Origin of the sequence: Pseudomonas sp. FP453, from assembly GCF_030687495.1 — a bacterium.
GTDB lineage: Bacteria > Pseudomonadota > Gammaproteobacteria > Pseudomonadales > Pseudomonadaceae > Aquipseudomonas.
This window is the reverse complement of the sequence record NZ_CP117435.1, coordinates 5644728-5669845: the sequence shown is the minus strand read 5'-3', so window position 1 is coordinate 5669845 and position 25118 is coordinate 5644728. Positions and strand designations below refer to the sequence as shown.

Annotated in this window: 17 protein-coding genes, 1 tRNA gene and 2 pseudogenes; 3 read left to right on the top strand and 17 right to left on the bottom strand. The window is 61.0% G+C overall.

Translation table 11 applies throughout. The features are described from left to right. Nucleotides 1-27: 27 nt before the first annotated feature. The 9 genes and pseudogenes from pqqF to rpsU all read right to left on the bottom strand — a co-directional run bounded on the left by pqqF (nucleotide 28) and on the right by rpsU (nucleotide 14159). Nucleotides 28-2382 (bottom strand): pyrroloquinoline quinone biosynthesis protein PqqF, encoded by a 2355-nt coding sequence (gene pqqF / locus PSH87_RS25900; RefSeq protein WP_305431586.1) that lies wholly within the window; start codon nucleotides 2380-2382, stop codon nucleotides 28-30. Between the two features lie 48 nt (nucleotides 2383-2430). Continuing rightward, nucleotides 2431-3227 (bottom strand): annotated as a pseudogene (locus PSH87_RS25895) (carbon-nitrogen hydrolase family protein). An 11-nt stretch (nucleotides 3228-3238) separates the two neighbouring features. Beyond that, nucleotides 3239-4930, bottom strand: a complete 1692-nt coding sequence (locus PSH87_RS25890) for an NAD(P)/FAD-dependent oxidoreductase (RefSeq protein WP_017739521.1) — start codon at nucleotides 4928-4930, stop codon at nucleotides 3239-3241. Nucleotides 4931-5076: 146 nt separating this feature from the next. After that, nucleotides 5077-5523 (bottom strand): Lrp/AsnC family transcriptional regulator, encoded by a 447-nt coding sequence (locus PSH87_RS25885; protein WP_017739520.1) that lies wholly within the window; start codon nucleotides 5521-5523, stop codon nucleotides 5077-5079. 132 nt (nucleotides 5524-5655) lie between these two features. Further along, nucleotides 5656-5732 (bottom strand) — tRNA-Ile (locus PSH87_RS25880). A 15-nt stretch (nucleotides 5733-5747) separates the two neighbouring features. Next, the gene (locus PSH87_RS25875) at nucleotides 5748-9491 is read right to left on the bottom strand and encodes an EAL domain-containing protein (protein WP_305431585.1); all 3744 of its coding nucleotides are present in this window, start codon (nucleotides 9489-9491) and stop codon (nucleotides 5748-5750) included. A 121-nt stretch (nucleotides 9492-9612) separates the two neighbouring features. Next, nucleotides 9613-11463, bottom strand: a complete 1851-nt coding sequence (gene rpoD, locus PSH87_RS25870; protein ID WP_017739518.1) for an RNA polymerase sigma factor RpoD — start codon at nucleotides 11461-11463, stop codon at nucleotides 9613-9615. Between the two features lie 67 nt (nucleotides 11464-11530). Then, nucleotides 11531-13501: a DNA primase gene (gene dnaG / locus PSH87_RS25865; RefSeq protein WP_305431583.1), complete on the bottom strand. Its 1971-nt coding sequence runs from the start codon at nucleotides 13499-13501 to the stop codon at nucleotides 11531-11533. Nucleotides 13502-13943: 442 nt separating this feature from the next. Then, nucleotides 13944-14159 carry a 30S ribosomal protein S21 gene (rpsU, locus tag PSH87_RS25860; protein ID WP_002551877.1) on the bottom strand — a complete coding sequence of 72 codons (216 nt, stop codon included), beginning with the start codon at nucleotides 14157-14159 and terminating at the stop codon, nucleotides 13944-13946. Between the two features lie 202 nt (nucleotides 14160-14361). Here rpsU and tsaD point away from each other — a divergent pair, with 202 nt between their 5' ends. Next, on the top strand, nucleotides 14362-15387 hold the full coding sequence (gene tsaD, locus PSH87_RS25855) for a tRNA (adenosine(37)-N6)-threonylcarbamoyltransferase complex transferase subunit TsaD (protein WP_017739515.1): 1026 nt from the start codon (nucleotides 14362-14364) through the stop codon (nucleotides 15385-15387). Nucleotides 15388-15419: 32 nt separating this feature from the next. Here the strand turns inward: tsaD and plsY are convergent, their stop codons facing one another. Continuing rightward, nucleotides 15420-15989, bottom strand: a complete 570-nt coding sequence (plsY, locus tag PSH87_RS25850) for a glycerol-3-phosphate 1-O-acyltransferase PlsY (RefSeq protein WP_017739514.1) — start codon at nucleotides 15987-15989, stop codon at nucleotides 15420-15422. 74 nt (nucleotides 15990-16063) lie between these two features. On the opposite strand from plsY, the gene folB reads away from it, so the two are divergent. Together folB and folK are read left to right on the top strand one after the other, a co-directional pair. Next, entirely contained in the window at nucleotides 16064-16417 is a 354-nt protein-coding gene (gene folB / locus PSH87_RS25845; protein WP_015886183.1) for a dihydroneopterin aldolase, read from the top strand. Further along, the gene (gene folK, locus PSH87_RS25840; RefSeq protein WP_017739512.1) at nucleotides 16408-16926 is read left to right on the top strand and encodes a 2-amino-4-hydroxy-6-hydroxymethyldihydropteridine diphosphokinase; all 519 of its coding nucleotides are present in this window, start codon (nucleotides 16408-16410) and stop codon (nucleotides 16924-16926) included. Before folB ends, folK begins: the two co-directional genes overlap by 10 nt. A 112-nt stretch (nucleotides 16927-17038) precedes the next feature. On the opposite strand, the gene PSH87_RS25835 is transcribed toward folK, so the two are convergent. The 7 genes and pseudogenes from PSH87_RS25835 to apaG all read right to left on the bottom strand — a co-directional run bounded on the left by PSH87_RS25835 (nucleotide 17039) and on the right by apaG (nucleotide 25054). Continuing rightward, on the bottom strand, nucleotides 17039-18268 hold the full coding sequence (locus PSH87_RS25835; protein ID WP_305431582.1) for a multifunctional CCA addition/repair protein: 1230 nt from the start codon (nucleotides 18266-18268) through the stop codon (nucleotides 17039-17041). A 63-nt stretch (nucleotides 18269-18331) separates the two neighbouring features. After that, nucleotides 18332-19897, bottom strand: a complete 1566-nt coding sequence (locus tag PSH87_RS25830; protein ID WP_017739510.1) for a SpoVR family protein — start codon at nucleotides 19895-19897, stop codon at nucleotides 18332-18334. Then, nucleotides 19894-21165 carry a YeaH/YhbH family protein gene (locus PSH87_RS25825; protein ID WP_017739509.1) on the bottom strand — a complete coding sequence of 424 codons (1272 nt, stop codon included), beginning with the start codon at nucleotides 21163-21165 and terminating at the stop codon, nucleotides 19894-19896. The genes PSH87_RS25830 and PSH87_RS25825 overlap by 4 nt, the downstream gene beginning before the upstream one ends. A gap of 113 nt (nucleotides 21166-21278) precedes the next feature. After that, a pseudogene (locus tag PSH87_RS25820) lies at nucleotides 21279-23202 on the bottom strand (PrkA family serine protein kinase). Between the two features lie 285 nt (nucleotides 23203-23487). Beyond that, nucleotides 23488-23817, bottom strand: coding sequence for a thiosulfate sulfurtransferase GlpE (gene glpE, locus PSH87_RS25815; protein ID WP_017739507.1), 330 nt, complete (start codon nucleotides 23815-23817; stop codon nucleotides 23488-23490). A gap of 8 nt (nucleotides 23818-23825) precedes the next feature. Next, a complete protein-coding gene (locus tag PSH87_RS25810) occupies nucleotides 23826-24674 on the bottom strand; it encodes a symmetrical bis(5'-nucleosyl)-tetraphosphatase (RefSeq protein ID WP_017739506.1) in 849 nt (282 codons plus the stop codon). After that, on the bottom strand, nucleotides 24674-25054 hold the full coding sequence (gene apaG, locus PSH87_RS25805) for a Co2+/Mg2+ efflux protein ApaG (protein ID WP_017739505.1): 381 nt from the start codon (nucleotides 25052-25054) through the stop codon (nucleotides 24674-24676). The genes PSH87_RS25810 and apaG overlap by 1 nt, the downstream gene beginning before the upstream one ends. Nucleotides 25055-25118: the final 64 nt, after the last annotated feature.

Below are 25118 nucleotides of genomic sequence, written 5' to 3'. Positions count from 1 at the left end.
AAAAGCCTGTTGCAGGGTTGGCAATGATCAGCCTGGAGACTGCCATTGACCCTGGATGATTGGGCCGTTGGCGATACAGCGCCAGCCGCCTGTGGCGTCGATCAATTGTTCGGCGGCGTGCTGCATCTGTTCAGGTGTGAGGCCCTGGATTGATTGTTGAAGGCGCTCCAGATAGTCCGCCGGGTGCCGCGCCAAACGCGCGTGCCAGAGCAGCTCGGCGGCCTGGGCAAGCGGTAGCGTCTCGGCTGAGAACTGTCGGGCCAGCGTCAGGTTGCCGAGGTCCTCGCTGCTGCTGATACGTGCCGGTAACTGCGTGAGGAAGGTGTGCAGGTGTTCGACGATCCCCTCGAGGGGCACGCTGGGGGATTGCACACCAAACAGCAGACCGGTTTGCCCGTTGATCTGTCGGACGCCGCTGAACACGGCGTAGCCGATTTGCAGTTCTACCCGCAGGCGTTGGTAAAACGGGCCCTGGAGCACATGCCCGAGCAGGCGCCAGGCAGCCTCATCCGCCAGGGATTGGCTGGGCGTCGGGCAAAACAGCAGCAGGGCGGCTTCGTTGGAGTCAGTTTGCACCTCATGCCAGACACGCTGGCCGCCGAGGGTTGGCAGGACCTGATCGAGATTGGCCGGGTGCCCGGGCAGGCGGGCCGCTGCGGCTTTGATCGCTGCCTCAGACACGGTGGAAAACCCCAGCCCCAGGCCTTGCCACTGTGCGCTGGCCCAGGTTGTCTCGGCGTTTTCGGGCGTGATGGCGGTGCAGAAAGCAGGCAACGCCTTGAGTAATTCGCGGATGGCGAACATCGGCGTGGGGGCGCAGGGTGCCTGTTGCGTCTGATTCAGGCTGTGCGCCAATGCGTCCAGCACTGCTGGCATGGGTTCGGTTAGCCCGACCAGTTTCACCAGCCAGTCATTGCCGACGGTTTCAAACGACACTTCGACGCCCGCCTGGCGAGCATTCTCACGCAATGGCTGCAAGGCGCTTTCCAGACCCGAGGGAGCAAAGCGCCAGCGCAGGTACAGCGCGGCTTCATCGGTATCGTCCGCCAGCGCTTGGCTGAACGTCAGTGCCGATACTTCTCGGCGCCCCCGTGAACGGTCCTGGGCGAACGTGCGTAAACCACGATGGGCGCTGGTCTGTCCGCGAATCAGGCCGGCGCGTTCTTCCTTGAGCGGCGGGCGCAGGAAGGGATTGTTGGGTGGCAGTTGCCATGTGTGTCGGGAGGCTGGCAGGTGCAGGGCGTCGAGCATGGCTTTGAGGGCGGCGATGGCCTGCTCCGACAAGTCTTCGTTGGCGTATTGAACCAGGGCCAGGGCGCCTCGGGTCTGTTGCTGGCGAGTGGCGAGCAGGGCGAACTCTTCTTGCAGTGCAGTCCAATCGCTATGTGCGAAAAAGCTCAGCCAGTCGTACAGCAAGGATTCAATCAGTGTCGCCTGTTCACCTTGTGCGCCGAGCGTAAAGTCCATATCGAGCAGCGCTTGTCCGGCGAAGTGATACAGCACCGTCGCCTGTAAGTCAGTGGCCAGTTGCCGGGTTTGCAGTTCAGCCAACAGCCCGCCCGGTGCCGAGGCGTTGAGCCAGGTGCAAAGGAACTCCAGCGCCGCGCGGGGCGCATGGCATGTGATGACCTGATGCAGGTGATTTCCGGCTATGTGCTGATAGCCCTGGGCATGGCCGGGCATCAATGCGAGTGGCGCGACTTGAGGGTGCAGCGGACCTGTAGCCAGCTGCTGGCCGAACCGCTGGGCCAGGGCCTCCAGTTCGTCCAAAGGCTGCGGCCCGGCAAGGCGCAGGCTCATCTGTCCGCTCTGGTAAAACTGCTGATGAAATTCCCGCAAGGCCTGCTGAAAAGCCTCACGCTCCACCGGCAGACTGTCGCGGTTGCCCGCATGAAAGCCGCGCAGTGGATGATCTGCCGCCAGGCCTTCGAGCAACGCCACCTGCTGCTGTGCCTTGGCATCCTGGGACCAGGCGACACACTCCGCGTGCAGCACTTCGCGCTCGCGCAGTTGGTCGTTCAGCGCCAGACGCGGGTGGGCCAGCATGTCCGCCAAGCGTTTCAGTCCATCGGCAAAGGTGGCAACCGGCAGTTCAAAGAAGAACTCGGTGGTGCGCTCACGGGTGCTGGCATTGACCTGGCCACCGTAGCGTTGCACGTAAGCCATCAACCCTTCGCTGGTAGGAAAGCGCTCGGTGCCGAGAAACAACAGGTGTTCAAGAAAATGCGCCAGTCCCGGCCAAGCCAGCGGCACGTCATGGCTGCCGGCAGCCACCTGTAAGGCCGCGGCGCAGCGCTTCAAGCGTGGCGCATGGAGCAGGGTAACCCGCAGGCCATTGGCGAGGGTCAGTTGGCGATCAAGGGGGTGGGCCGGCGCAGGCATGGGCACTTCCGAAACGTAGGAAGTGCCTATGCTAGCAAACCCAATGGTTCAGGGCTTGTGCAGCGCGCCGTACAGTTCAGGGCGGCGGTCGTGCAGGTAGTGGTTGGCGGCGCGGGCATCGAGGATCGACTGGCGCTCCAGGGTGCCGATGATCAAGGCTTCATCCAGCCCCGCCTGGGCAATGCGCTGGCCATCCGGCGCGGCGATGCTGCTTTGCCCGCAGTAGTGGATCTCGCCTTCATGCCCGCAGTAGTTGGCGTAGGCCACGTAGCACTGGTTCTCGAAGGCCCGCGCCCGCACGGTGACATCGGCGACGAAGTCGAACGGCACCATGTTCGCCGTGGGCACCAGGATCAGTTCGGCGCCGGCCAGGGCCAGGCGCCGGGTGTTTTTCCGGGAACTCCAGGTCGTAGCAGATCAGCATGCCCAGCTTCCAGCCGTTGAGCTCCACCAGCGGGAAGTCGTCGCCTCCGGCGCTGAACATCGAGTGATCAAGGTCACCAAACAGATGGGTCTTGCGGTAGTTGCACAGGCGCTGGCCGTGGGCGTCGATCAACTGCACGGCGTTGTAGATCTGCCCGTCTTCAGCGCGCTCCGGGTAGCCATACACAATCGCCAGGCCCGCGCTTTGCGCCAGAGCGGCAATCGTCTGTGCGGACGGGCCATCTGCCGCCTCGGCCAAGGCGCCAACGGCTTCGGCGCCGATGTTGTAGCCGCCTGAGGAACATCTCCGGCAGCACCAGCACATCGGCGCCGGACGCCTCATGCGCCAACTGGTGCAGGCGCTTGAGGTTGCCGGCCACGTCCAGCGGTAACGGCGGGCATTGGTACAGGGCGACACGCATGGTTCGGCTCCTTATTCAGCCAGGGCGATCGGGCCGATTTCATCGAACACATCGCCCGGCCCCGGGTTCTCGGGGTGAGTGCTGCCGCCGAAGTGGGTCATGATGCCCCATACCGCGTTCAGCGACGTTTGCACGGCGCCTTCCACCCAGGCCGGGGTCCAGGAAACGTCGTCACCGGCGATAAAAATCCCACGCTGTTCGGCGGGCATGTCCTTCTGCATGAAGTGCGCATACATACGCTGGTTGTAGCGATAGTGACCGGGCAGCGCACCTTTGAAGGCCCCGAGGAAGTGCGGGTCGGCTTCCCAGGACACGGTAATCGGGTCGCCGATGATGCGCGCCTTGATATCGACTTTCGGGTAGATCTTCTTCAGGGCGTCGAGGGCCAGCTTCACGCGCTTGTCGATGGGCTGCGGGAGCATTTTCAGCGCGTCGCTCATCCATGAGTAAGACAGGCAGATCACGCCTGGCTTGTCGTCGCCGTTGTCGAACAGGTAGGTGCCACGGGTCAGGCGGTCGGTGAGGGTCATGCTCATCAGGTCGCGGCCGGTTTCCGGGTCTTTGTCTTTCCAGAACGGGCGATCGACCATCACGAAGGTCTTCGACGATTGCATGTAGCGGGTGCGGTCCAGGGCCATCCACATTTTTTGCGAGAACAGGCTTTCGTCGCATTCGATCTGGGTGGTCAGCAGCCAGCTCTGGCAGGTGGTCAGCACGGCGGCGTATTCGCGGGTGTCGCCATAGTTGTCGGTGACGGCGAAACGGCCACCGTCAGCGTGGGCAATGCGCTTCACCCCGGCCCGTGGCGCGCCACGGTGCAACGAGCTGAGGCTGGTGCCGGCCGGCCAGTGGGCGCAACGCTCCGGCACATGACGCCAGATGCCCATGGGCACTTGCGCCACGCCGCCGACGACGAGGTGCTGGTGGTCGTCGCAGTTGGTCATGACCACGCGGAAAATTTCCAACATGGAGTTGGGGAAGTCCGAGTCCCAGCCGCCGGTGCCGAAGCCGACCTGGCCGAAGACTTCGCGGTGCAGGAACGACAGCTTGGCAAACGCCTTGGAGGTGGCGACGAAGTCGTAGAAGGTGCGGTCGTCCCACAGCGGCACGAGCTTGTTCCACAGTTCCTTGAGGCGCGGTACGTCACGGTCGCGGATAGCTTGCTGGATGTCACCGAACTGCGAGCCGGCTTCCAGGGCGTCGGCCCAGGCGTCGGCTACTTCCTGGAACAGCACCGGCAAATCCGCCAGCTTTTGTGCGTAATGGGTCTGGCCTTCCAGGTCGATCACGGTACTGCCGGAGGCTGGGGTCAACGGGTTGGGGAATGGTTTGGTTTCCAGGCCGAGCTTGTCCACGTAGTGGTAGAACGCGGTGGACGACACAGGGAAGCGCATTCCACCCAGCTCGGCGATGATGCCTTCGGCGCCTTCAAATGCCTGGGAGCGCAAGCGGCCACCCATTTTCGAGGCTTCGTACACCACGGGCTTGAGGCCCAGCTTCATCAGCTCGTAGGCGGCCACCAGGCCGGCGATGCCCGCGCCGACAATCGCCACTTCGGCGCCATGGTGGGCGGCGGGGATACTGCCCAGGCCGGCGGGGTGCTCGATCCAGTCATCAAAGGCAAACGGAAAGTCCGGGCCAAAGATGGTGATGGGTTTTTTACCGTCTGCAGGGTGGCGATTGTTTTTGTTGAATGGGTTCATGGCTGACCTGGCTGGCGACTCGGCGGGGCACGTCCCGCTGAGTATAGGAAAAGATGGCAGCCAGTTTAGGGAGCGTAGCGTGCGTTAATAAGACGCAATGTGTCGTCGTATTGAACTGTTTTTAGTCATAGTGACGAAGTTGGTGGTCAGACTGGCTGTCCGCGATCCAATTTGTTGCTGAGGATGATCGAGGTGGTGGTTTTCTCCACGCCATCGACGCTGCCGATCTGGTCCAGCAACTGGTCAAGCTGTTCCGGCGAATCGGTGCGCAGCCAAGCCACGTAATCGAACTCGCCACTCACGGCGCACAACTGCTGGACCTGGGCCATCGCACTCAGGCGGCGCAGGACTTCCTTGCCTGAGCGCGGTTGCACCGTGATCCCCACATACGCTTGCAAACCGCCATCGGCCACCCGCTGGCCCAAACGCACACCGTAGCCGGTGATGACCTGGGTCTTTTCCAGGCGTGCCAGGCGCGAGGTCACCGTGGTGCGTGCGATGCCCAACTGCCGGGCCAGCATGGCCACGCTTTCGCGCGCGTTGATCTGCAGGGCGGCGATCAGTTGGCGGTCGATTTCATCTAGGGCGGACAAGGGAGGGCTCCAGTGGGTTGGCGCTGAGAGTGTGGACGTTTTTTGGACACTTTCGTCGTTTTATTCGCCTGGGCAGGCTGAGAAACTATTCCGCCAGAAACGCGAAAGCCGCGCAATGCGCGGCTTTGGAGTTGGTGGGCCCACACGGACTTGAACCGTGGACCAAAGGATTATGAGTCCTCTGCTCTGACCAACTGAGCTATAGGCCCTTAACAGGTCGCGGATTATAGCGATGGTTTCTCTGCTGTGCTATCCGAAAAATCCTCAAGGCGCATACGAAGAAAGCTCGCGGCAAAAAGCTCCGGCGGCAGGGGCAGGCTTACGATGTAGCCTTGCATCTGTTCGCAGCCTTCTGCGGCAAGAAACGCCTGCTGCGCGGGGTTTTCCACGCCTTCGGCAATGATGGTGAATTGCATGCTGTGGCCCAGGGCGATGATGGCACGGACGATGGCGGCGTCGTGGGGGTCGTCGGGCAGGCCGCGGACGAAGGATTGGTCGATTTTCAGGAAGTCCAGCGGCAGGCGCTTGAGGTAGCTGAGGGAGGAATAGCCGGTGCCAAAGTCGTCAATCGCCAGTTGTACGCCCAGGCGCTTGAGTTGGTGCAGGACTGCCAGCGCTTCTTCGGCCTGGCTCATGATGAAGTTTTCGGTGATCTCCAATTGCAGGCAGCCGGGTTCGAGGTGGTAGTCGCGCAGCAGTTGTTCGATGCGTGACAGCAGGTTGGGGTGGCGCAGTTGCGCGCCGGCGAGGTTGACCGAGAGGGTGCCGAAATCGTCGAAGGTGCCTTGCCAGGCGTGCAGTTGTCGGCAGGCCTGTTCGAGTACCCAGTCGCCAATCTGCAGGATCATGCCGTTTTCTTCGGCCAGGGCAATGAAGTGCTCGGGGGGCACGTCGCCGAAGGTTGGGTGGTGCCAGCGGATGAGGGCTTCTGCGCCGATCAGTTCTTGTGTCACCAGGCTGAGTTTCGGCTGGTAGTACAGGCTCAGTTCGTCGCGTTCGATGGCGCGGCGCAGTTCGTGCTCCAGGGCCACGCGTTCGTTAGCTTGGGCGGTGAGGTCTCGGGTGTAGCTCTCGACCCGGTTGCGGCCCTTGGCCTTGGAGCGGTACATCGCGGCGTCGGCGTTCTTCACCAGGGTGGCCACGTCGGTGCCGTCCTGGGGGTAGAGGCTGGTGCCGATACTGGCGCTGATAAAAAACTCGTGTTCGCCGGCCTGGAACGGTGGGGTGAAGCACGCCAGCAGTTTGTTCGCGAGGTAGTCGGCGTCGGTGGCGTGTTGCAGGCCTGGCAGCAGGATGATGAATTCATCGCCGCCGAGGCGGGCGACGGTGTCGATATCGCGCAGTTGTTCCTTGAGGCGCACGGCGATGTCTTTGAGCAAGAGGTCGCCAATGGGGTGGCCGAGGCTGTCGTTGATGTGTTTGAAGCGGTCGAGGTCGAGAAACAGCACGGCGCCTTGCTTGCCGGTTTCCTGATGGCCGTTGAGGGCGGCCTGCAACCGGTTTTCGAACAGGGTGCGGTTGGGCAGGCCGGTCAGGGGGTCGTGGTGAGCCTGGTAGTCGAGGCGCGCCTGGGCCAGTTTGAGGCTGGAGATGTCGGCGAACACGGCGACGAAGTGCGTGATCAACTGCTCGCGGTTGCGTACGGCGCTGATCGTCAGCCAGCTGGGATAAACCTCGCCATTCTTGCGGCGGTTGGAAATCTCGCCCTGCCAATGCCCTTGGGCCGTCAGTTGGTGCCACATCGCCGCATAGAAGGCGCTGTCGTGCAGCCCGGAGGCGAGCAGGCGCGGGGTGTGGCCCAAGGCCTCGGCCTCGCTGTAGCCGGTGATCTCGCTGAAGGCGCGGTTGACTGCGCTGATGTTCTGCCGGGTGTCGGTGATCAGCACGCCTTCGGCGGTGCTTTCGAAGACCGTGGCGGCTTGTTGCAGCTTCTCCTGCATCAGTTGGCGCTCGGTGATGTCGCGGGCGATGGTGAGCATGCAGTCGTCATCGCCAATGGGCAGTGGCCGGCTGGACAACTCGCAGAGCCGGATCTGCCCGTCGCTGCGACGGATATGGCAGATGAAGTCGCGGACAAAACCGTCGCGTTGCATCAGTTCCAGCATGTGCTTGCGTTCGTTGAGGTCGACCCAGATGCCCAGGTCCAGGGCTGACTGGTCGAGGGATGCCGCGCTGTTGAAACCGGTGATACGGCTGAAGCCATCGTTTACTTCGATCAACAGGCCGTCACTCTGGCGGCTCAACAGCAAGCCGTCGGGGGAGGCGTGGAACGCCTTGGCGAATTTTTCTTCGGAGGTTTGCAGTTGCTGCTGGGTTTCCTTGAGCTGGGAGATATCGCGCACCACCACCACAATGGCTTCGATGGTATCGAGCTGGAACGGTTCGGCGGAAATCAGGCCGGTAAAGGCTTGGCCGTTGCTGCGCCGAAAGGGCATCTCCAGGTTGCGGATACTGGCGGTCTGCACTCGTTGCAGCAGATCCGGGCCGGTACCCTCGGTCCCCCAGATATTCAACTGTGTGCCGGTTTTACCCACCACCTCTTCAGCGTTCAGGCCAACCTGGTCCTCGAACGCCTTGTTCACCTCCAGCAGGCAGCCGTCGGACAGGCGGGCGATGATCAAGATGTCCGGACATTGCTGAAACACCGAGGCAAACTTTTGCTCCGATAGCTGCAAGGCTTCTTCGGTGCGTTTGGCCTCGCTGATGTCGATCATCAAACCGCGCAGCACCGGCTCATGGCCGTGTTCTATCAGGCTGACAATGTCCCGCACCCACAGACAGCAGCCATCGGCGGTGATGACGCGGTAATCAATGCTGTGGTCGCGGTTGGCGCGGGTTTCGCGGTGGCAGTAGGTTTCGGCGCGTGTCAGGTCGGCCGGGTGAATGATGTTGCGCCAGAAGCCCGGGATCAGCCAGTGGGCGCGGGGGTAACCGAGCAAGTCTTCGGCGTGAGGTGATACGTAGCTGTAGGTGAAATCGACAACGCTGGCTTCCCAGGCGATGGCGGACAGGCTCTCCACCAGGCCGCGGTAGTGGTATTCGCTGCTGCGCAGTTCCTGCTCTAGCGCGACGCGGCGGGATATTTCCGAGCTGAGCCGGCGATTTATCCGAATGACGACGGCCAATACGGTGCTCAGGAGTAATACCGTCGGCAAGCCGTAGGTCAGCAGGTCGGTCCAAAAAGCGCGATGATCGGTGATGCTGCCGACCCAATGTTGCTGGATGGCGTCGGTTTCTTGCGGGCTAAGGTCGGCGAGGACTTTATCGAGGATGCCGACCAGCATTTTGTTGTCCCGGGGCACGCCCATCGCCAGTTGATAGCGATAGGGCGTTTCGCCGCTCACGTACAAGCCATCGAGCTTCAGTTGGCGCAGGCTCCAGACGCTGGAGGCGAGGTCACCGACCACGGCATCCACTTCGTCGGTGGCCAGTGCTTGCAGGGTTGAACTGACATTTGGCATGGCCACCAGGTTGAGATCGGGGTGGTGGGTGCGCAGCAGTTCATGGGGCGCGTAGTTTTCCACCACCGCAATTTTCAGTCCGTAGAGGTCCTTGAGGGTGTGTGGCTTGGCGCCGCCTTCATGGGCCAGGATTACGATGGGAAAGTCCAGGTAGGGGCGCGTGAACGCCATGTAGCTCTGGCGTTCCGGGGTGGACATGATGCCGGGCAGCAAATCGAGCTGGTTGTTCCGGGCTTGTTCGAGCACAGCGCTCCAGCTCGCCGGTTCGATCAGCTTGACCCTCACGCCCAGGCGGTCCTGGATCAGGCGCACGTAATCTGCGGCCAGGCCTTGGTAGTGGCCATTTTCATCGCGGTATTCGAAGGGTGGCCATGACGCATCCACCCCCAGCCGCAGCTCCTGATGGTCCGCCAGCCAGCCACGCTCATCGTCGGTAAGAGTCAACGCGCCAGCCGTTGCGGTCCAGGTCAGCAGCGACAGCAGTAACACGGTCGGCAATCTGGGCATAACGGTCTCGTTATGGCACGGGGAATGGTTCGAGTGTAGACGGGCATTGCGGGGGAGGGGTGTTGCGCGGGATTTTTTGCTGTAGAAAACAAAACCCCCGGCCTGGGCCGGGGGTTTGGTATCACTCGTCGAGGAAGGAGCGCAGATGCTCGCTTCGCGTCGGGTGGCGCAACTTGCGCAGCGCCTTGGCTTCGATCTGACGGATCCGCTCGCGGGTCACGTCAAACTGCTTACCGACTTCCTCAAGGGTGTGGTCGGTATTCATGTCGATGCCGAAACGCATGCGCAGTACCTTGGCTTCACGGGCAGTGAGGCCGGAGAGTACGTCGCGAGTCGCTTCTTTGAGGCTCTCAACGGTGGCGACATCGATTGGCGACTGCATGGTCGAGTCTTCGATGAAGTCACCCAGATGGGAGTCTTCGTCATCACCAATCGGGGTTTCCATGGAGATCGGCTCTTTAGCGATCTTCAATACCTTGCGGATTTTATCCTCAGGCATTTCCATGCGTTCGCCCAGCTCTTCCGGGGTCGGTTCGCGACCCATTTCCTGCAGCATCTGCCGGGAAATACGGTTGAGCTTGTTGATCGTCTCGATCATGTGCACCGGAATACGGATGGTGCGGGCCTGGTCGGCGATCGAGCGAGTGATCGCCTGACGGATCCACCAGGTGGCATAAGTCGAGAACTTGTAGCCGCGACGGTATTCGAACTTGTCCACAGCCTTCATCAAGCCGATGTTGCCTTCCTGGATCAGATCGAGGAATTGCAGGCCACGGTTGGTGTACTTCTTGGCGATGGAGATCACCAGACGCAAGTTCGCTTCAACCATCTCTTTCTTCGCGCGGCGGGCCTTGGCCTCACCGATCGACATGCGACGGTTGATGTCCTTGATCTCGGCAATTGTCAGGCCGGTCTCGGTTTCAAGCGCAGTCAGCTTTTGCTGGCAACGGATGATGTCCGGTTGCAGGCGACCGATGGCTTCAGCGTATTTCGCCTTGCCTTTGGCCAGTGCGTCGGACCAGCTTTCGTCAACTTCGTTGCCCGGGAACTGGCGCAGGAAGTCGGTACGCGGCATGCGCGCATCGCGGACACAGAGCTGCATGATCGCACGCTCTTGTGCACGCAGACGCTCAAGGGCGCTACGAACGCGCTCAACCAGGCCTTCGAATTGCTTCGGGACCAGCTTGATCGGCATGAACAGCTCAGCCAGGGCCAGCAGCTCGGCGATTGCCTGCTTGTTGGCGCGACCGTGCTTCTTCAAGGCCTTGCGGGTGATTTCCATTTGATCGGAAACCGCACCGAAACGCTGGGCAGCGATGATCGGGTCTGGACCGCTTTCGACTTCTTCTTCGTCGTCGGTGCTGGCTTCAGCCTCGTCGTCGTCGGTGTCATCGTCCGCTTTCGCGGCTTTGGCATCGACGGGCGGCGGTACTTCGGCAGCAGGCGGCGCGATGCCGTCGTCCGGGTCGATATAACCGCTCAGGACGTCGGACAGGCGGCCACCTTCGGTGGTGACGCGAGTGTACTCGGAGAGAATGTGGTCAACCGTGCCAGGGAAGTGCGCGATTGCGCCCATCACTTCACGGATGCCCTCTTCAATACGCTTGGCGATTTCGATTTCGCCTTCGCGTGTCAGCAACTCGACGGTACCCATTTCACGCATATACATGCGCACAGGGTCAGTCGTGCGACCGATGTCGGTCTCCACCGCGGCCAACGCAGCAGCGGCTTCTTCAGCGGCTGCCTCGTCGGTATCGGCGTCGGCCAACATAAGGGCGTCCGCATCCGGAGCACTCTCGTGTACGGGGATCCCCATGTCATTAATCATGCGGATGATGTCTTCCACCTGCTCTGGATCTGAAATATCCTCAGGCAGGTGATCGTTGACCTCTGCGTAAGTCAGATACTTCTGCTCACGACCAAGGGTGATCAACTCTTTGATACGAGACTGCTGTTGCGCTTTTCCGGACATAACACCCTATCCACTGAAGGTCTTGGCGGGCAAAAAACAAGCCGAGGATTATACCCGAGCTATGACCTCACACGCCAGCTGAGGTCGGGTTTGATGCGGAAACATTCTGTTTTAAGAGGTCGCGCATCTGTTTTGCTATCTGAATTTGCTCTTCAGCCGATAATCCTGGCTGCCTTGCTCTCTTGATGAGTTCGTCGAGGGTCTGCGTGTGCTGGCCCTCGGATAACCTAGTAATGGTGTCTAAAAACTGTTGTTCAAGGTTATCGCCGTCAATTAGCCACTCCTTTTCCGCGAGTGCCTTCAACAAGCGACCTTGTTCGGTGCCGTGCCAGCGAGCCATCAGCTGAATTGAGTTTAGCTTAGGATTTTTCTGTACCGCTTCAATCAGTGCGATTAACACCTGAGCGTAGGTGTTGCTGGCGTTGGCAAAATGATCGGCGCTTTCAACCTTGCCCGCCAATTGCGGGTGATGGATGAGGGTGCGCAGGGCAATCAAGGTTGGCGCTTCTACGGCGACCGGGGTGCGTGGGGTGTAGGCTTCGTCACGATCGCCGCGCTTGCCGTTCTTGCTCCAGGGTTTCTTCTCCCACTGCTTGCCGCCAGCGCCGGGTTTTTTCGGTGTCCACTCCTGCTGGGGCGCGTAGGCCTCGTGGGGTTGGTGGAAGTCGGCATAGTCCGGCATGGCGTCGTAATCCATGCCTGGGTCGTAGGCTGGCGGCGCCTCTTGTGGTGCGCTGTGGGCCAGCTGGCTGACCGCTTCGCCGCTTAAACCGGTGATTTCTTGCAGGCGCTGACGCATCAGGGTGCGCAGGTTGGCGCCCGGCACCTTGTCGATCAGCGGCGCGGCGAGGGTGGCCATGTGGGCCTTGCCTTCGAGGGAGCGCGGATCGGCTTCTTCGGTCAGTTGCTGGAAGAAGTAGTCCGCCAGCGGCTGCGCATGTTGATTGATGCGGGCGCGGAATGCGTCGGTGCCTTCGGAGCGGACCAGGGTGTCCGGGTCTTCACCCTCGGGCAGGAACAAAAAGCGTGCGCGGCGCCCGTCTTGCAGGCTCGACAGCGTGGCTTCGAGGGCGCGCCAGGCGGCGTTGCGGCCGGCCTGGTCGCCGTCGAAGCAAAACAGGACGCTGGGCACGACGCGAAACAGGCGCTTCAAGTGTTCTTCGCTGGTGGCGGTACCCAGCGTTGCCACCGCGTTGCGCAGGCCCTGCTGGGCGAGTGCGATCACATCCATATAGCCTTCAACCACGATGATTTCATCGAGGTTGCGGTTGTTCTTGCGCGCTTCGAACAGCCCGTAGAGTTCCTGGCCCTTGTGGAATACCGGGGTTTCCGGGGAGTTCAGGTACTTGGGCTTGTCGTCCCCGAGCACGCGGCCGCCGAAGGCGATGATGCGGCCACGGCTGTCGCGGATCGGGAACATCACGCGGTCGCGGAAGCGGTCATAGCGCTTGCCGGTCTCGGCGTTCTCCACCAAGAGGCCGGCGTCGATCATGGCCTTTTGCTGCAGGGTGTCGCTGCTCAGGTGCTTGTACAGGTTGTCCCAGCCGGGTGGGGCAAAACCCAGGCCGAAATCGCGGGCGATTTCACCGGTGAGGCCGCGACCCTTGAGGTAGTCGACGGCGGCCTTGCGCTGCGGATGGCTTTTAAGCGCCTGGCGATAAAAGTCGGCAGCGGCCGTCAGCAGTGGGTAAAGCGGCGAATCGGTGGGTTGGCGCGGTTTGTGCGGGCGGCCACTTTCTTCGCGCGGGACTTCCATGCCGGCGGCTTTCGCCAGGTCCTCGATGGCCTGGGGGAAATCCAGGTTGTCGTGGTCCATGAGAAAGCCGAGGGCGTTGCCGCCCGCGCCGCAGCCGAAGCAGTAGTAGAACTGCTTGTCGGGGCTGACGCTGAACGACGGGGTTTTCTCTTTGTGAAACGGGCAACAGGCAGTGTAGTTCTTGCCGGCTTTTTTCAGTTGCACGCGCGAGCTGACAACATCGACGATGTCGGTGCGGTTCAGAAGGTCGTCAATAAAGCTCTGGGGAATCAGCCCGGCCATGGCGTTCTCGTCATCACTGCGTGTAAATGAGGGCCCGTGATGTGCTCGGGCGCACGTATCGTGGCTCGATCATCAACTGTCTGCTTGGGCTTTCAGGAAGTGTATCTGCCGTTCATTCACTGACGTTAATTTCAATCAGCTTTTCGGCATGGAAATGTTGCCCCGGCATCCGGTGTTGGCCAGTGGTGGGCCTCGGAAGCTCGTGCAGGCACAGCCGACACAGTTGATCGCCTGTTTGTAGGATAAGTGTGCTCGTCAGTAGCCTTGTTAGACTCGTCAGAAGAGACGTGCACCGCTGGCAGAAGAGCCAGTCCTGACGTGTGAAGCAGTTGTTTCGGTCGCGTGTGCGGCGTCAACAGTGAAGCATCAAGCGATATCCGCAAATGCCAGCAGCCCGGCTGAGGGCCGGGCTTGGCAGAAGCTTGCTACGAACGTCTGTGTATTAGTACAGACGAACGGCGCGGCGCTGTTCGCGCTGAACTTTCTTAGCGTGACGCTTAACAGCGGCTGCTGCTTTGCGCTTACGCTCAGAAGTTGGCTTCTCGTAAAATTCGCGGCTACGAACTTCAGCCAGTACACCGGCTTTTTCGCAGGAGCGCTTGAAACGACGCAGAGCTACGTCGAAGGGTTCGTTCTCTTTAACTTTGACGGCTGGCATCCAGAGCTACCTTCTTTCATTACCGGGATCAACGTTCTCGTCGCAAGAAATTCGCGGCTGAGGTCGTCGGTTTTTAAGGGTTGCGGATGTTAACCCCTCATTGCCCGGAATGCAAAGCCTCTGATCGAAAACCGCTAGTCGGGAGGGGGAGTGGCGACTATTATGCGCGCCTTCGAATTCAGCCTCTACAAGGCGCAAACCCATGCTAGTACTGGGACTTGAAACCTCCTGCGACGAAACCGGTGTCGCACTTTACGACAGTGAACGCGGGCTTTTGGCCGATGCACTGTTCAGTCAGATCGACCTGCACCGTGCCTATGGCGGCGTGGTGCCGGAGCTTGCCAGCCGCGATCACGTCAAGCGCATGCTGCCGTTGATTCGCCAGGTGCTGGACGAGGCCGGCTGCGTGCCGACCGAGATCGACGCGATTGCCTACACCGCAGGCCCCGGATTGGTCGGAGCCCTGCTGGTTGGGGCTTCTTGCGCCCAGGCGCTGGCGTTTGCCTGGGGCATTCCGGCCCTCGGCGTGCACCACATGGAAGGCCATTTACTGGCACCGATGCTGGAAAAAACACCGCCCGAGTTCCCGTTCGTCGCTTTGTTGGTTTCCGGCGGCCACACGCAGCTGGTTCAGGTGGACGGCATCGGCCAATACACCCTGCTGGGCGAATCCCTGGATGACGCTGCCGGCGAAGCCTTCGACAAGACCGCGAAGATGATGGGCCTCAATTATCCAGGTGGCCCGGAAATCGCCCGTCTCGCCGAAAAAGGCGTGGCCGGCCGCTACACCTTCCCGCGACCGATGTGTGATCGCCCGGGCCTGATGTTCAGCTTCAGCGGCCTGAAAACCTCTGCGCTGAATACCTGGCAGCACAGCGTCAGCGCCGGGGACGACAGTGAGCAAGCCCGTTGCGACATCGCGCTGGCGTTCCAGCAGGCCGTGGTGGAGACTTTGACCATCAAGTGCAAGCGCGCCCTCAAGCAGGCCGGCATGAAGCGCCTGGTGATCGCTGGCGGCGTGAGCGCCAACAAGGCCTTGCGCACGTCGTTGGAAAAAATGCTCGGCGACATGAAAGGGGACGTGTTCTACGCACGCCCCGAGTTCTGCACCGATAACGGCGCGATGATCGCCTATGCCGGCTGCCAGCGCTTGCAGGCCGGCCAGCATGAGAGCCTGGCGATCAGCGTGCAGGCGCGCTGGCCGATGGAGCAGTTGTCACCGCTGTAGCGCGTAACGTGAGCCGGGCTCATCGCGGGTATTTAAAAATGCCGTTCGCGCCCGGCAAACAGGTCGCGTAGATTGCCGCGGTGGCGCCAGACGATCAGCAGTGTCAGTACGCTCATCGGCAACAGCGCCGCCGGTTCCTGCCAGGCCAGCAACGGCAGGGTCAGCGGGGTGGCGATCAGCGCGGCGAGCGAGCTGGTGCGGGTCAGGTAGAACGTCAGCAGCCAGGCGATAACGGCCAGCAAGGCCGCCGGTGGGTAGATCCCCAGCAGCATGCCGGCCGCCGTGGCCACACCCTTGCCGCCGCGAAAGCGGAAGTACAGGGGAAACAGATGGCCGAGGACGGCACACACGCCGATCCACGCCTGCTGTTGCAGGGTAAGGCCGGCGAGGCTGGCGATCAGCACGGGCAACAGGCCCTTGCACAGGTCGCCCAGCAACGTCAGCACGGCGAGCTTCTTGCCGGCCAGGCGCAACATATTGGTGGCGCCGGCATTGCCTGAGCCACTCATTCGCGGGTCGGGATTTCCCGTCAGGCGGCTGAGCAAAATGGCGAAGGACAGCGAGCCGAGCAGGTAGGCGAGAATCGCCAGTGACCAAAACATGCTAACTATTCCGGGCGAGGACGCCCTGATTCTAACGGGGCATCGCGCCCTTGTCGTGCTGCGGAGAAGAGTGCTTGGACAGAGTGTTTATCGAAGGCCTGGAAGTTGACACCGTGATCGGGGCCTACGACTGGGAGCGCGGAATCCGCCAATGCCTGCGCCTGGACCTGAGCTTCGCCTGGGACAACCGCCCGGCTGCGGCCGGTGACGACCTGACCCTGGCCTTGGACTACGCCAGCGTGTCCGCACGTATCCAGGCGTTTGCCGAGCAATCTCAATATCAGCTGGTGGAAACCTTCGCCGAGCGCTTGGCCGAAGTGTTGATGAGTGAGTTCCAGATTCCCTGGCTGCACCTCAAGTTGACCAAGCCCGGGGCTGTGCCGGCCGCGAAGGGCGTGGGCGTGGAGATCGAGCGCGGATGTCGCTAACTCAGGTTTACCTTGGCCTTGGCAGCAATATCGAGCGCGAGACCCATCTGCGCGCAGGCCTTGACGCGCTGGCGAGTTTTTTGACGGATATCCGCTGCTCGGCGGTGTTCGAAAGCCAGCCGGTGGGGATCAAGAGTGGTCCGTTCTTCAATCTGGTGGTGTCGGCCTATACCGACCTGCCGCTGATGGAACTGGATCGCCGGTTGAAATTCATCGAGGCCGACAATGGCCGTTACGCGCCGGATCGCAAGGGCCTGCCGCTGGACATCGACGTGCTGTTGTACGGTGATCTGGTGGGCAATTTCGATGGCTTGATCCTGCCGCGCGCAGAAATCCTCAAGAACGCTTTCGTGCTGTGGCCGCTGTCGTTGATGGCGCCGCAGCGTGTGCACCCCGAGGTGGGCAAGACACTGGCCGAGCTGTGGCGCGATGCGCAGATCGACCAGGTGCTGGCGCCTGTGGGGTTTGAATGGCAGGGCCAGCAGCTCACACCTGATGAGCTTCTGTAGGAGCTGGGCTTTCTGTGGCGAGGGAGCTTGCTCCCGCTGGGCTGCGTAGCGGCCCCAAAATCTTGGGAGCGCTGCGCACTCCAGCGGGAGCAAGCTCCCTCGCCACAATGGTCTACAGGGTGTGTTGCTCTTTGTAGGCTTTCAGCGCCTTGAGCCGTTCACGCTTGAGCGCTTCGCCCAGTTCCGGGCCCTTGAAGCCTTGTTCCAGCAGTGGCGCCACCGCCACTTCGCGCGCAGCCTTGGCTGCGCCGCGCAAATACTCCGCCTGTGGATAACTGCGCTGTTCGAAACCCTTGCGGCCACGGGCGTCCATTTCACAGGCGACCACAAACTCTTCAAAGCGCTGCGGGCGACGGTACACGTCAAAACTCTGCAACAACTCCAGCAATGTCGAGGGCTTCAGCTCCAGGGCGCGGTGGCCGTGGGTGTGGTATTGGCAAACCAGCAGCGCCAGTTCCTGGCAATCCCTCGGTACCTTGAAGCGTTCGTTGACTGCCTTGACCAGCTTAAGGCCGGTGTGTTCGTGGGCAATATGCTGCGGCAACTTATCCACAGGTGTCAGGCCTTTGCCCAGGTCATGCAGCAAGCAGGCCCAGCGCACGGTCAGCGGCTGTTTGTGCAAGGCGGCCTGTTCCAGCACGCTCAAGGTATGCACGCCGGTGTCGATCTCGGGGTGGTGGGCCGCAGGTTGGGGCACACCGAAGAGCGCATCCACTTCCGGCATCAGGGTTTTCAGTGCATCGCAATCCCGTAGGACCTGGATGAATACCTGGGGCTGATCTTCCATCAGTGCGCGGGAAATTTCTTTCCAGCTGCGCTCCGGGGTCAGGGCTTCCAGTTCGCCTGACTCGCTGAGTTGGCGCATCAGTTCCAGGGTTGGCGGTGCTACGGTGAAACCCAGATGGGCGTAGCGTGCAGCGAAGCGGGCAACACGCAGGACTCGCAGTGGATCTTCGGCGAAAGCGGGGGAAACGTGACGCAGAATACGCGCTTCGAGATCACGCTGGCCGCCGTACGGATCCGTCACATTGCCATCGTCGTCTTCTGCCATGGCATTGATAGTCAGGTCGCGGCGGATCAGGTCTTCTTCCAGTGTGACGTCGGGGCTGGCGTGGAACACAAAGCCGCCGTAACCCCGGCCGCTCTTGCGTTCGGTGCGGGCGAGGGCGTACTCGTCGCCGTTTTTGGGGTCGAGGAACACCGGGAAGTCCGCGCCTACCGGCTTATAGCCCAAGGCAAGCATCTCTTCGGCCGTTGCACCGACGACGACACGGTCGATGTCGGTGACCGGGATGCCCAGCAGGCGATCGCGTACCGCGCCGCCGACTTTGTAGATTTTCATGAAAACGCCTCCATTAGCCCCACAGGATAACGCCTGTGCCTGGCCAATGGAGGCTTTGCTGTTTCAGAGATGCACGACGGCCAGGTCCAGGCGGCCGTAGTCGTTGTCGTTGTGATCGCTGCGCGGTGGCACATGGTGGGTTTTCATCACCTGATCGCCCTGCAGGGTTTCCAGGTGGATGTCGAAGCCCCAAAGCCGATGCAGGTGCTTGAGCACTTCCTCGGTGGATTCGCCCAGGGGTTTGCGGTCGTGTTGCTGGTGACGCAGGGTCAGCGAGCGGTCGCCGCGCACGTCGATGCTGTAGATCTGCACGTTGGGCTCGCGGTTGCCCAGGTTGTATTGCGCCGCCAGGGTTTCACGGATGGTGCGGTAGCCGGGCTCGTCATGGATGGCAGGCACCACCAGGTCGTCCTTGAGGTCGTCATCGAGGATGCTGAACAGCTTGAGGTCGCGAATCACCTGGGGTGACAAATATTGCAGGATGAAGCTCTCATCCTTGAAGCTGCTCATGGCGAACTTGATCGTGGACAGCCAGTCGGTACCGGCGATTTCCGGAAACCAGCGGCGGTCTTCTTCGGTGGGGTGCTCACACATGCGCCGGATATCACGGTACATGGCAAAACCCAGGGCGTAGGGGTTGATGCCGCTGTAATACGGGCTGTCGAAGCCAGGCTGGAATACCACGCTGGTGTGGGAAGTGAGGAACTCCATCATGAAGCCGTCGGTGACCAGGCCTTCGTCGTACAGGTCGTTCATCAGCGTGTAGTGCCAGAACGTCGCCCAGCCTTCGTTCATCACCTGGGTCTGGCGCTGTGGATAAAAGTACTGGGCGATCTTGCGCACGATACGCACGATTTCCCGTTGCCACGGCTCCAGCAACGGCGCGTGTTTTTCCAGGAAATACAGGATGTTTTCCTGAGGTTCGGCGGGGAAGCGTGCATTGTCCTTGTCGCTGTTCTTGCCGGTTTTTTTCGGAATGGTGCGCCACAGGTCGTTGATCTGTTTCTGCAGGTGCTCCTCGCGTTCCTTCTGGCGCAGGCGTTCTTCCTCGGCAGAAATCGGGTACGGGCGTTTGTAGCGGTCCACGCCGTAGTTCATCAGCGCATGGCAGGAGTCGAGCAGGTCCTCCACGGCGTCGATGCCGTGGCGTTCCTCGCATTGCATGATGTACTGCTTGGCGAACACCAGGTAGTCGATGATCGAACTGGCGTCGGTCCAGGTGCGGAACAGGTAGTTGCCCTTGAAGAAGCTGTTGTGCCCGTAGCAGGCATGGGCCACCACCAGCGCCTGCATGCAGATGGTGTTTTCTTCCATGAGGTAGGCGATGCACGGATCCGAGTTGATCACAATCTCGTAGGCCAGGCCCATCTGCCCGCGACTGTAGGACTTTTCGGTACTAAGGAAGTGTTTGCCGTAGGACCAATGGTGATAGCCCAAGGGCATGCCGACTGAGGCGTAGGCATCCATCATCTGCTCGGCGGTGATCACTTCGATCTGGTTGGGGTAGGTGTCCAGGGCATAACCCGCCGCGATGCGGCTGATTTCCCGGTCGTAGGCCTGGATCAGTTCAAAGGTCCACTCGGAACCCGTGGAAATCGGTTGGCGTCTTTGCTCTTTTTTGGCGGTCATGTCACTAACCTGCGCTGGAAGAGTTCACGGAAGACCGGGTAGATATCGCCGGCCGAGACCAGTTGCTGCTGGGCGAACGTGTCGGCAAAGGCTTCGCCGATGCGCTCGTATTCGAACCACAGGGCCTGGTGCTCACGGGGGGTGATTTCAACGTAAGTGTAGTACTGCACAAACGGCATGATCTGGTTGATCAGGATGTCGCGGCAGATCGGCGAGTCGTCATTCCAGTTGTCACCGTCCGAGGCCTGGGCGGCGTAGATGTTCCACTCGTTGGCCGGGTAGCGTTCGGCCATGATCTCCTGCATCAGTTTCAGCGCGCTGGAGACAATGGTGCCGCCGGTTTCCCGTGAGTAGAAGAACTCCTCTTCGTCCACTTCCCGGGCGCTGGTGTGATGGCGGATGAATACCACGTCGATCTTGTCGTAGTTCCGCTTCAGGAACAGGTACAGCAGGATAAAGAAACGCTTGGCAATGTCCTTGGTGGCCTGGGTCATGGAACCGGACACGTCCATCAGGCAGAACATCACCGCCTTGGAGCTAGGGTTGGGCTGCTTGACCAGCAGGTTGTACTTCAGGTCGAAGGTGTCGAGGAACGGCACGCGGTGGATGCGCGCGCTGAGTTTCTCGATTTCCGCCTCGATGTCCTGGATATCGCCGAAGTTGTCTGGCTCCTCACGTTTCAGGCGGGCCAGTTCTTCCTTGGCTTCCTTCAGTTTCGCGCGGCTGCTGCCAGACAGGGCGATACGCCGCGCATGGGCCGAGCGCAGGGTGCGGATGATGTTGATGCGCGACGGGTTGCCCTCGTTGCTGATCCCCGCGCGCACGGTCTTGAAGGTGTCGGTGCCGGTGAGGTTGCGCTTGACCAGGTTGGGCAGCTCCAGGTCCTCGAACATGAATTCGAGGAATTCCTCCTGGGTGATCTGGAACACGAACTCATCCATGCCCTCGCCGGAATTGCCGGCCTTGCCCGGGCCTTTGCCGCCGCCACCGCCTTGGGGGCGCTGGATATGCTCGCCGGTGGTGAATTCCTTGTTGCCCGGGTGCACCACCGTCTGTTTGCCGCCCCGACCGTGGTGCAGCACCGGTTCGTCGATGTCTCGTCCGGGAATACTGATCTGTTCGCCATGCTCCATGTCGGTAATGGAGCGGCGGCTGACGGCCTCTTCCACGGCCTTTTTGATGTGGTCACGGTAACGCCGAAGGAAGCGCTGGCGGTTTACCGTGCTCTTGTTCTTGCCATTGAGGCGTCGGTCGATCACATAGCTCATGGGGAGCCCTCCGGGCAGCTTCACGTTACAAGCTTCAAACTGCGAGCTGGAAGCTTAAAGACAGGCGGTCAGTTGCCAGGCCCAAGGCCTGGCACTGCACGCGCGTCGCTGCCTTACTGCGATTTGCGAACCCGCAGGTACCACTCGGAGAGCAGCCGTACCTGTTTGTCGGTGTAGCCACGTTCGACCATGCGTGTGACGAAGTCGTTGTGTTTTTGCTGGTCCTCCTTGCTGGCCTTGGCGTTGAAGCTGATGACCGGCAGCAGATCCTCGGTGTTGGAGAACATTTTCTTCTCGATGACCACCCGCAGCTTCTCGTAGCTGAGCCAGGTCGGGTTCTTGCCGTTGTTGTTGGCGCGGGCGCGCAGCACGAAGTTGACGATTTCGTTGCGGAAATCTTTCGGGTTGCTGATGCCGGCCGGTTTCTCGATCTTCTCCAGTTCCTCGTTGAGGGCTACGCGGTTGAGAATCTCGCCGGTTTCCGGGTCGCGGTATTCCTGGTCCTGGATCCAGAAGTCGGCGTACAGCACGTAGCGGTCGAAGATGTTCTGGCCGTACTCGCTGTAGGACTCCAGGTACGCGGTCTGGATTTCCTTGCCGATGAACTCGATGTAGCGCGGCGCCAGGTATTCCTTGAGGAAGCGCAGATAGCGCTCGCGGGTCTCGGCCTGGAATTGTTCCTGTTCGATCTGCTGTTCCAGCACATAGAGCAGGTGCACCGGGTTGGCAGCGATCTCGTGGGGGTCGAAGTTGAAGACCTTGGACAGGATCTTGAACGCAAACCGTGTCGACAGGCCGTTCATGCCCTCGTCCACACCGGCGGTGTCGCGGTACTCCTGGATCGACTTGGCCTTGGGGTCGGTGTCCTTGAGGTTTTCGCCGTCGTACACACGCATCTTCGAGTAGATGTTCGAGTTTTCCGGCTCCTTGAGGCGCGACAGCACCGTGAACTGGGCGAGCATCTTCAGGGTGTCGGGTGCGCAGTGCGCCTTGGCCAGGGAGCTGTTGAACAGCAGCTTGTCGTAGATCTTGATTTCATCGCTGACCCGCAGGCAGTACGGCACCTTGACGATATAGATCCGGTCGATGAACGCTTCGTTGTTCTGTGTTGTTGCGGAAGGTGTGCCACTCCGATTCGTTGGAGTGGGCCAGCAGGATCCCGGTGAACGGAATCGCCCCCAGGCCTTCGGTGCTGTTGTAGTTGCCTTCCTGGGTGGCGGTCAGCAGTGGGTGCAGCACCTTGATCGGTGCCTTGAACATCTCCACGAACTCCATCAGGCCCTGGTTGGCCCGGCACAGCGCGCCCGAGTAGCTGTAGGCGTCGGCGTCGTTCTGCGGGAATTCTTCGAGCTTGCGGATATCGACCTTGCCCACCAGTGCCGAGATGTCCTGGTTGTTCTCGTCGCCCGGTTCGGTCTTGGCCACGCCGATCTGGTTGAGGATCGAGGGGTAGAGCTTGACCACGCGGAACTGGCTGATGTCACCGCCGAACTCGGCCAGGCGCTTGGTGGCCCAAGGCGACATGATGGTGTTGAGGTAGCGACGTGGGATGCCGAAGTCTTCTTCGAGGATCGCGCCATCTTCGGTGGCGTTGAACAGGCCCAGGGGCGACTCGAAGACCGGCGAGCCCTTGATCGCGTAGAAGGGCACCTTCTCGATCAGTTGTTTGAGCTTTTCGGCCAGGGACGATTTACCGCCGCCGACGGGGCCGAGCAGGTAGAGGATCTGTTTCTTCTCTTCCAGGCCTTGGGCGGCATGGCGGAAGTAGGAGACGATCTGGTCGATGCATTCTTCCATGCCATGGAAGTCTTCAAAGGCCGGATAGCGACGGATCACCTTGTTGGAAAAAATCCGCGACAGGCGCGAGTTGTTGGAGGTGTCTACCAGCTCCGGCTCGCCAATCGCCAGCAGCAGGCGTTCGGCGGCAGACGCATAGGTGCTGCGGTCCTTTTTGCACAGCTCAAGATACTCCTGCAGCGTGAGTTCTTCTTGCTGTGTGGACTCGAAGCGTTGTTGGAAGTGGCTAAAAATACTCATGACGTCGTCACCTCGCTCGATACGTGGAGCCGACGCCGGATCAATCAGTCGATGCTGGCAGTCATTGACGATCGCCAATGGCCGTTTTCCCCCCAGAACACCCTGAAACGCTACCGATGACCCGCACGCCGGTGTACCGGCTCTCCCCTGATTCGGATGGCCTGCGCTTAAGGATAGTTCGGAATCGGGGAGGTCAAGGCGCGATGCGTAATTAGTTTGGCTGCGCCGTTCGTCAGAAACGGCGCGAGGCCAAGCGTCACGCGGGGTAGCGGGGTTTGAAAAAAATTATTGCGAATCGCCCGAGGCAATTTCCGCAGGAAAGGTCGTACGCCACAGCTCAAAGCCACCGTCGAGGCTGTAGACGTCGGAGAAGCCCTGACTGATGAGGTAGGCGGCTGCGCTCTGGCTGGAATTGCCGTGGTAGCAGGCCACGATCACCGGCGCATCGAGGTCGGCTGCGCGGATGAAGTCGGCGATGTTGACGTTGTCCAGGTGTTGGGCGCCGCTGATGTGAGCCGCCACGTAGGTAGGCTGATCACGGATGTCGACGACCACTGCGCCTTTCTCGCGCAGGGCCTGGGCTTGTTCGGGGGAGATGCGTTTGAATTCGCTCATGGGGGCTCCTAGGGCTTGGCGGCCGGCAGGGTAACGGAAAGGGGGGCTTCGCACTGGCAACTGTGGCGCTCGCCAGTGTCGATGTTCATCAGGGTCATGGCGCCGCCCCACACGCAACCGGTGTCGAGGGCGAACACGCCGGGTTCGTTGCACTTGCCTTCAAGGGCGGCCCAGTGGCCAAAGATGATCTGCGTGTCACGGGTCTTGCGGTCTTTGTGGGCGAACCAGGGTTTGTAGCCGGGCAGTGCGGTATCGGCGCCTTCCTTGCTCTTGAGGTCCAGCTTGCCTTCGGCGGTGCAGAAACGCATGCGGGTGAAGTAGTTGGTGATGACCCGCAGGCGCGTGACGCCCTTGAGGTCGTTGTCCCACTTCACTGGCTCGTTGCCGTACATGCCGTCGAGGTAGGTGGTGTACAGGTTGTCATCAGTCAATACGCTTTCGACTTCGGCGGCGCACTTGAGGGCTTTCTTCAGCGTCCACTGCGGCGGGATGCCCGCATGCACCAGGGCCATGTTGCGGGCCTCGTCGTAGTGCATGATCTTCTGGCGGCGCAGCCAGTCGAGCAAGTCGGCGCTGTCCGGCGCTTCGAGGATTTCCCGCAGGGTGTCGCCCTTTTTCAGGCGCTCGATGTTCTTGCCGGCGGCCAGCAGGTGCAGGTCGTGATTGCCCAGGACGCATACGAGGGAATCGCGCAGGCTATATAAGTAGCGCAAGGTTTCGAGGGATTGCGGGCCGCGGTTGACCAGATCACCGACCAGCCACAGGCGGTCGCGGGTTGGATCGAAGGACACACGTTCAAGCAGGCACTTGAGGGGTTCCAGGCAGCCTTGCAGGTCGCCGACCGCGTACGTCGCCATCAGTGCAGGGCTCCCGGCACGGCGAGGCGGAAGGGCGCGATAACGGCATCGAACAACTGGCCATCGGTGGCTTTCATCTGATACGAGCCTTGCATGGTGCCGACCTTGGAGGTCATCACCGTGCCGCTGCTATAGGTGTGGCTGGCTCCGCAATCAATCAACGGCTGCTGGCCAACCACGCCTGCGCCGCGCACTTCCTCGACCTGGCCGTCGCCGTCGGTGATCACCCAGTGGCGCGACAGCAGCTTGGCCGGCACCAGCCCGTTGTTTTTCACCGTGATGGTGTAGGCAAAGGCGAAGCGGTTGTGTTCGGGTTGCGATTGGTCCGCGAGGAAGCGGGTGACGACGCTGACGTCGATCTGGTAGCGAGGATCGGACATGCAAGAGGCCTTAAAAGCAAAAGCGGAGGACAGCAGATGCGGATCAGTCTAGGCCAAGAGGTGG

Excerpts from the sequence above, each read along its gene's own strand:
- pqqF (WP_305431586.1), bottom strand. The coding sequence starts at position 2,382 with ATGCCTGCGCCGGCCCACCCCCTTGATCGCCAACTGACCCTCGCCAAT.
- PSH87_RS25890 (WP_017739521.1), bottom strand. The coding sequence starts at position 4,930 with ATGAACCCATTCAACAAAAACAATCGCCACCCTGCAGACGGTAAAAAA.
- PSH87_RS25875 (WP_305431585.1), bottom strand. The coding sequence starts at position 9,491 with ATGCCCAGATTGCCGACCGTGTTACTGCTGTCGCTGCTGACCTGGACC.
- rpoD (WP_017739518.1), bottom strand. The coding sequence starts at position 11,463 with ATGTCCGGAAAAGCGCAACAGCAGTCTCGTATCAAAGAGTTGATCACC.
- dnaG (WP_305431583.1), bottom strand. The coding sequence starts at position 13,501 with ATGGCCGGGCTGATTCCCCAGAGCTTTATTGACGACCTTCTGAACCGC.
- rpsU (WP_002551877.1), bottom strand. The coding sequence starts at position 14,159 with ATGCCAGCCGTCAAAGTTAAAGAGAACGAACCCTTCGACGTAGCTCTG.
- tsaD (WP_017739515.1), top strand. The coding sequence starts at position 14,362 with ATGCTAGTACTGGGACTTGAAACCTCCTGCGACGAAACCGGTGTCGCA.
- plsY (WP_017739514.1), bottom strand. The coding sequence starts at position 15,989 with ATGTTTTGGTCACTGGCGATTCTCGCCTACCTGCTCGGCTCGCTGTCC.
- folK (WP_017739512.1), top strand. The coding sequence starts at position 16,408 with ATGTCGCTAACTCAGGTTTACCTTGGCCTTGGCAGCAATATCGAGCGC.
- PSH87_RS25835 (WP_305431582.1), bottom strand. The coding sequence starts at position 18,268 with ATGAAAATCTACAAAGTCGGCGGCGCGGTACGCGATCGCCTGCTGGGC.
- PSH87_RS25830 (WP_017739510.1), bottom strand. The coding sequence starts at position 19,897 with ATGACCGCCAAAAAAGAGCAAAGACGCCAACCGATTTCCACGGGTTCC.
- PSH87_RS25825 (WP_017739509.1), bottom strand. The coding sequence starts at position 21,165 with ATGAGCTATGTGATCGACCGACGCCTCAATGGCAAGAACAAGAGCACG.
- glpE (WP_017739507.1), bottom strand. The coding sequence starts at position 23,817 with ATGAGCGAATTCAAACGCATCTCCCCCGAACAAGCCCAGGCCCTGCGC.
- PSH87_RS25810 (WP_017739506.1), bottom strand. The coding sequence starts at position 24,674 with ATGGCGACGTACGCGGTCGGCGACCTGCAAGGCTGCCTGGAACCCCTC.
- apaG (WP_017739505.1), bottom strand. The coding sequence starts at position 25,054 with ATGTCCGATCCTCGCTACCAGATCGACGTCAGCGTCGTCACCCGCTTC.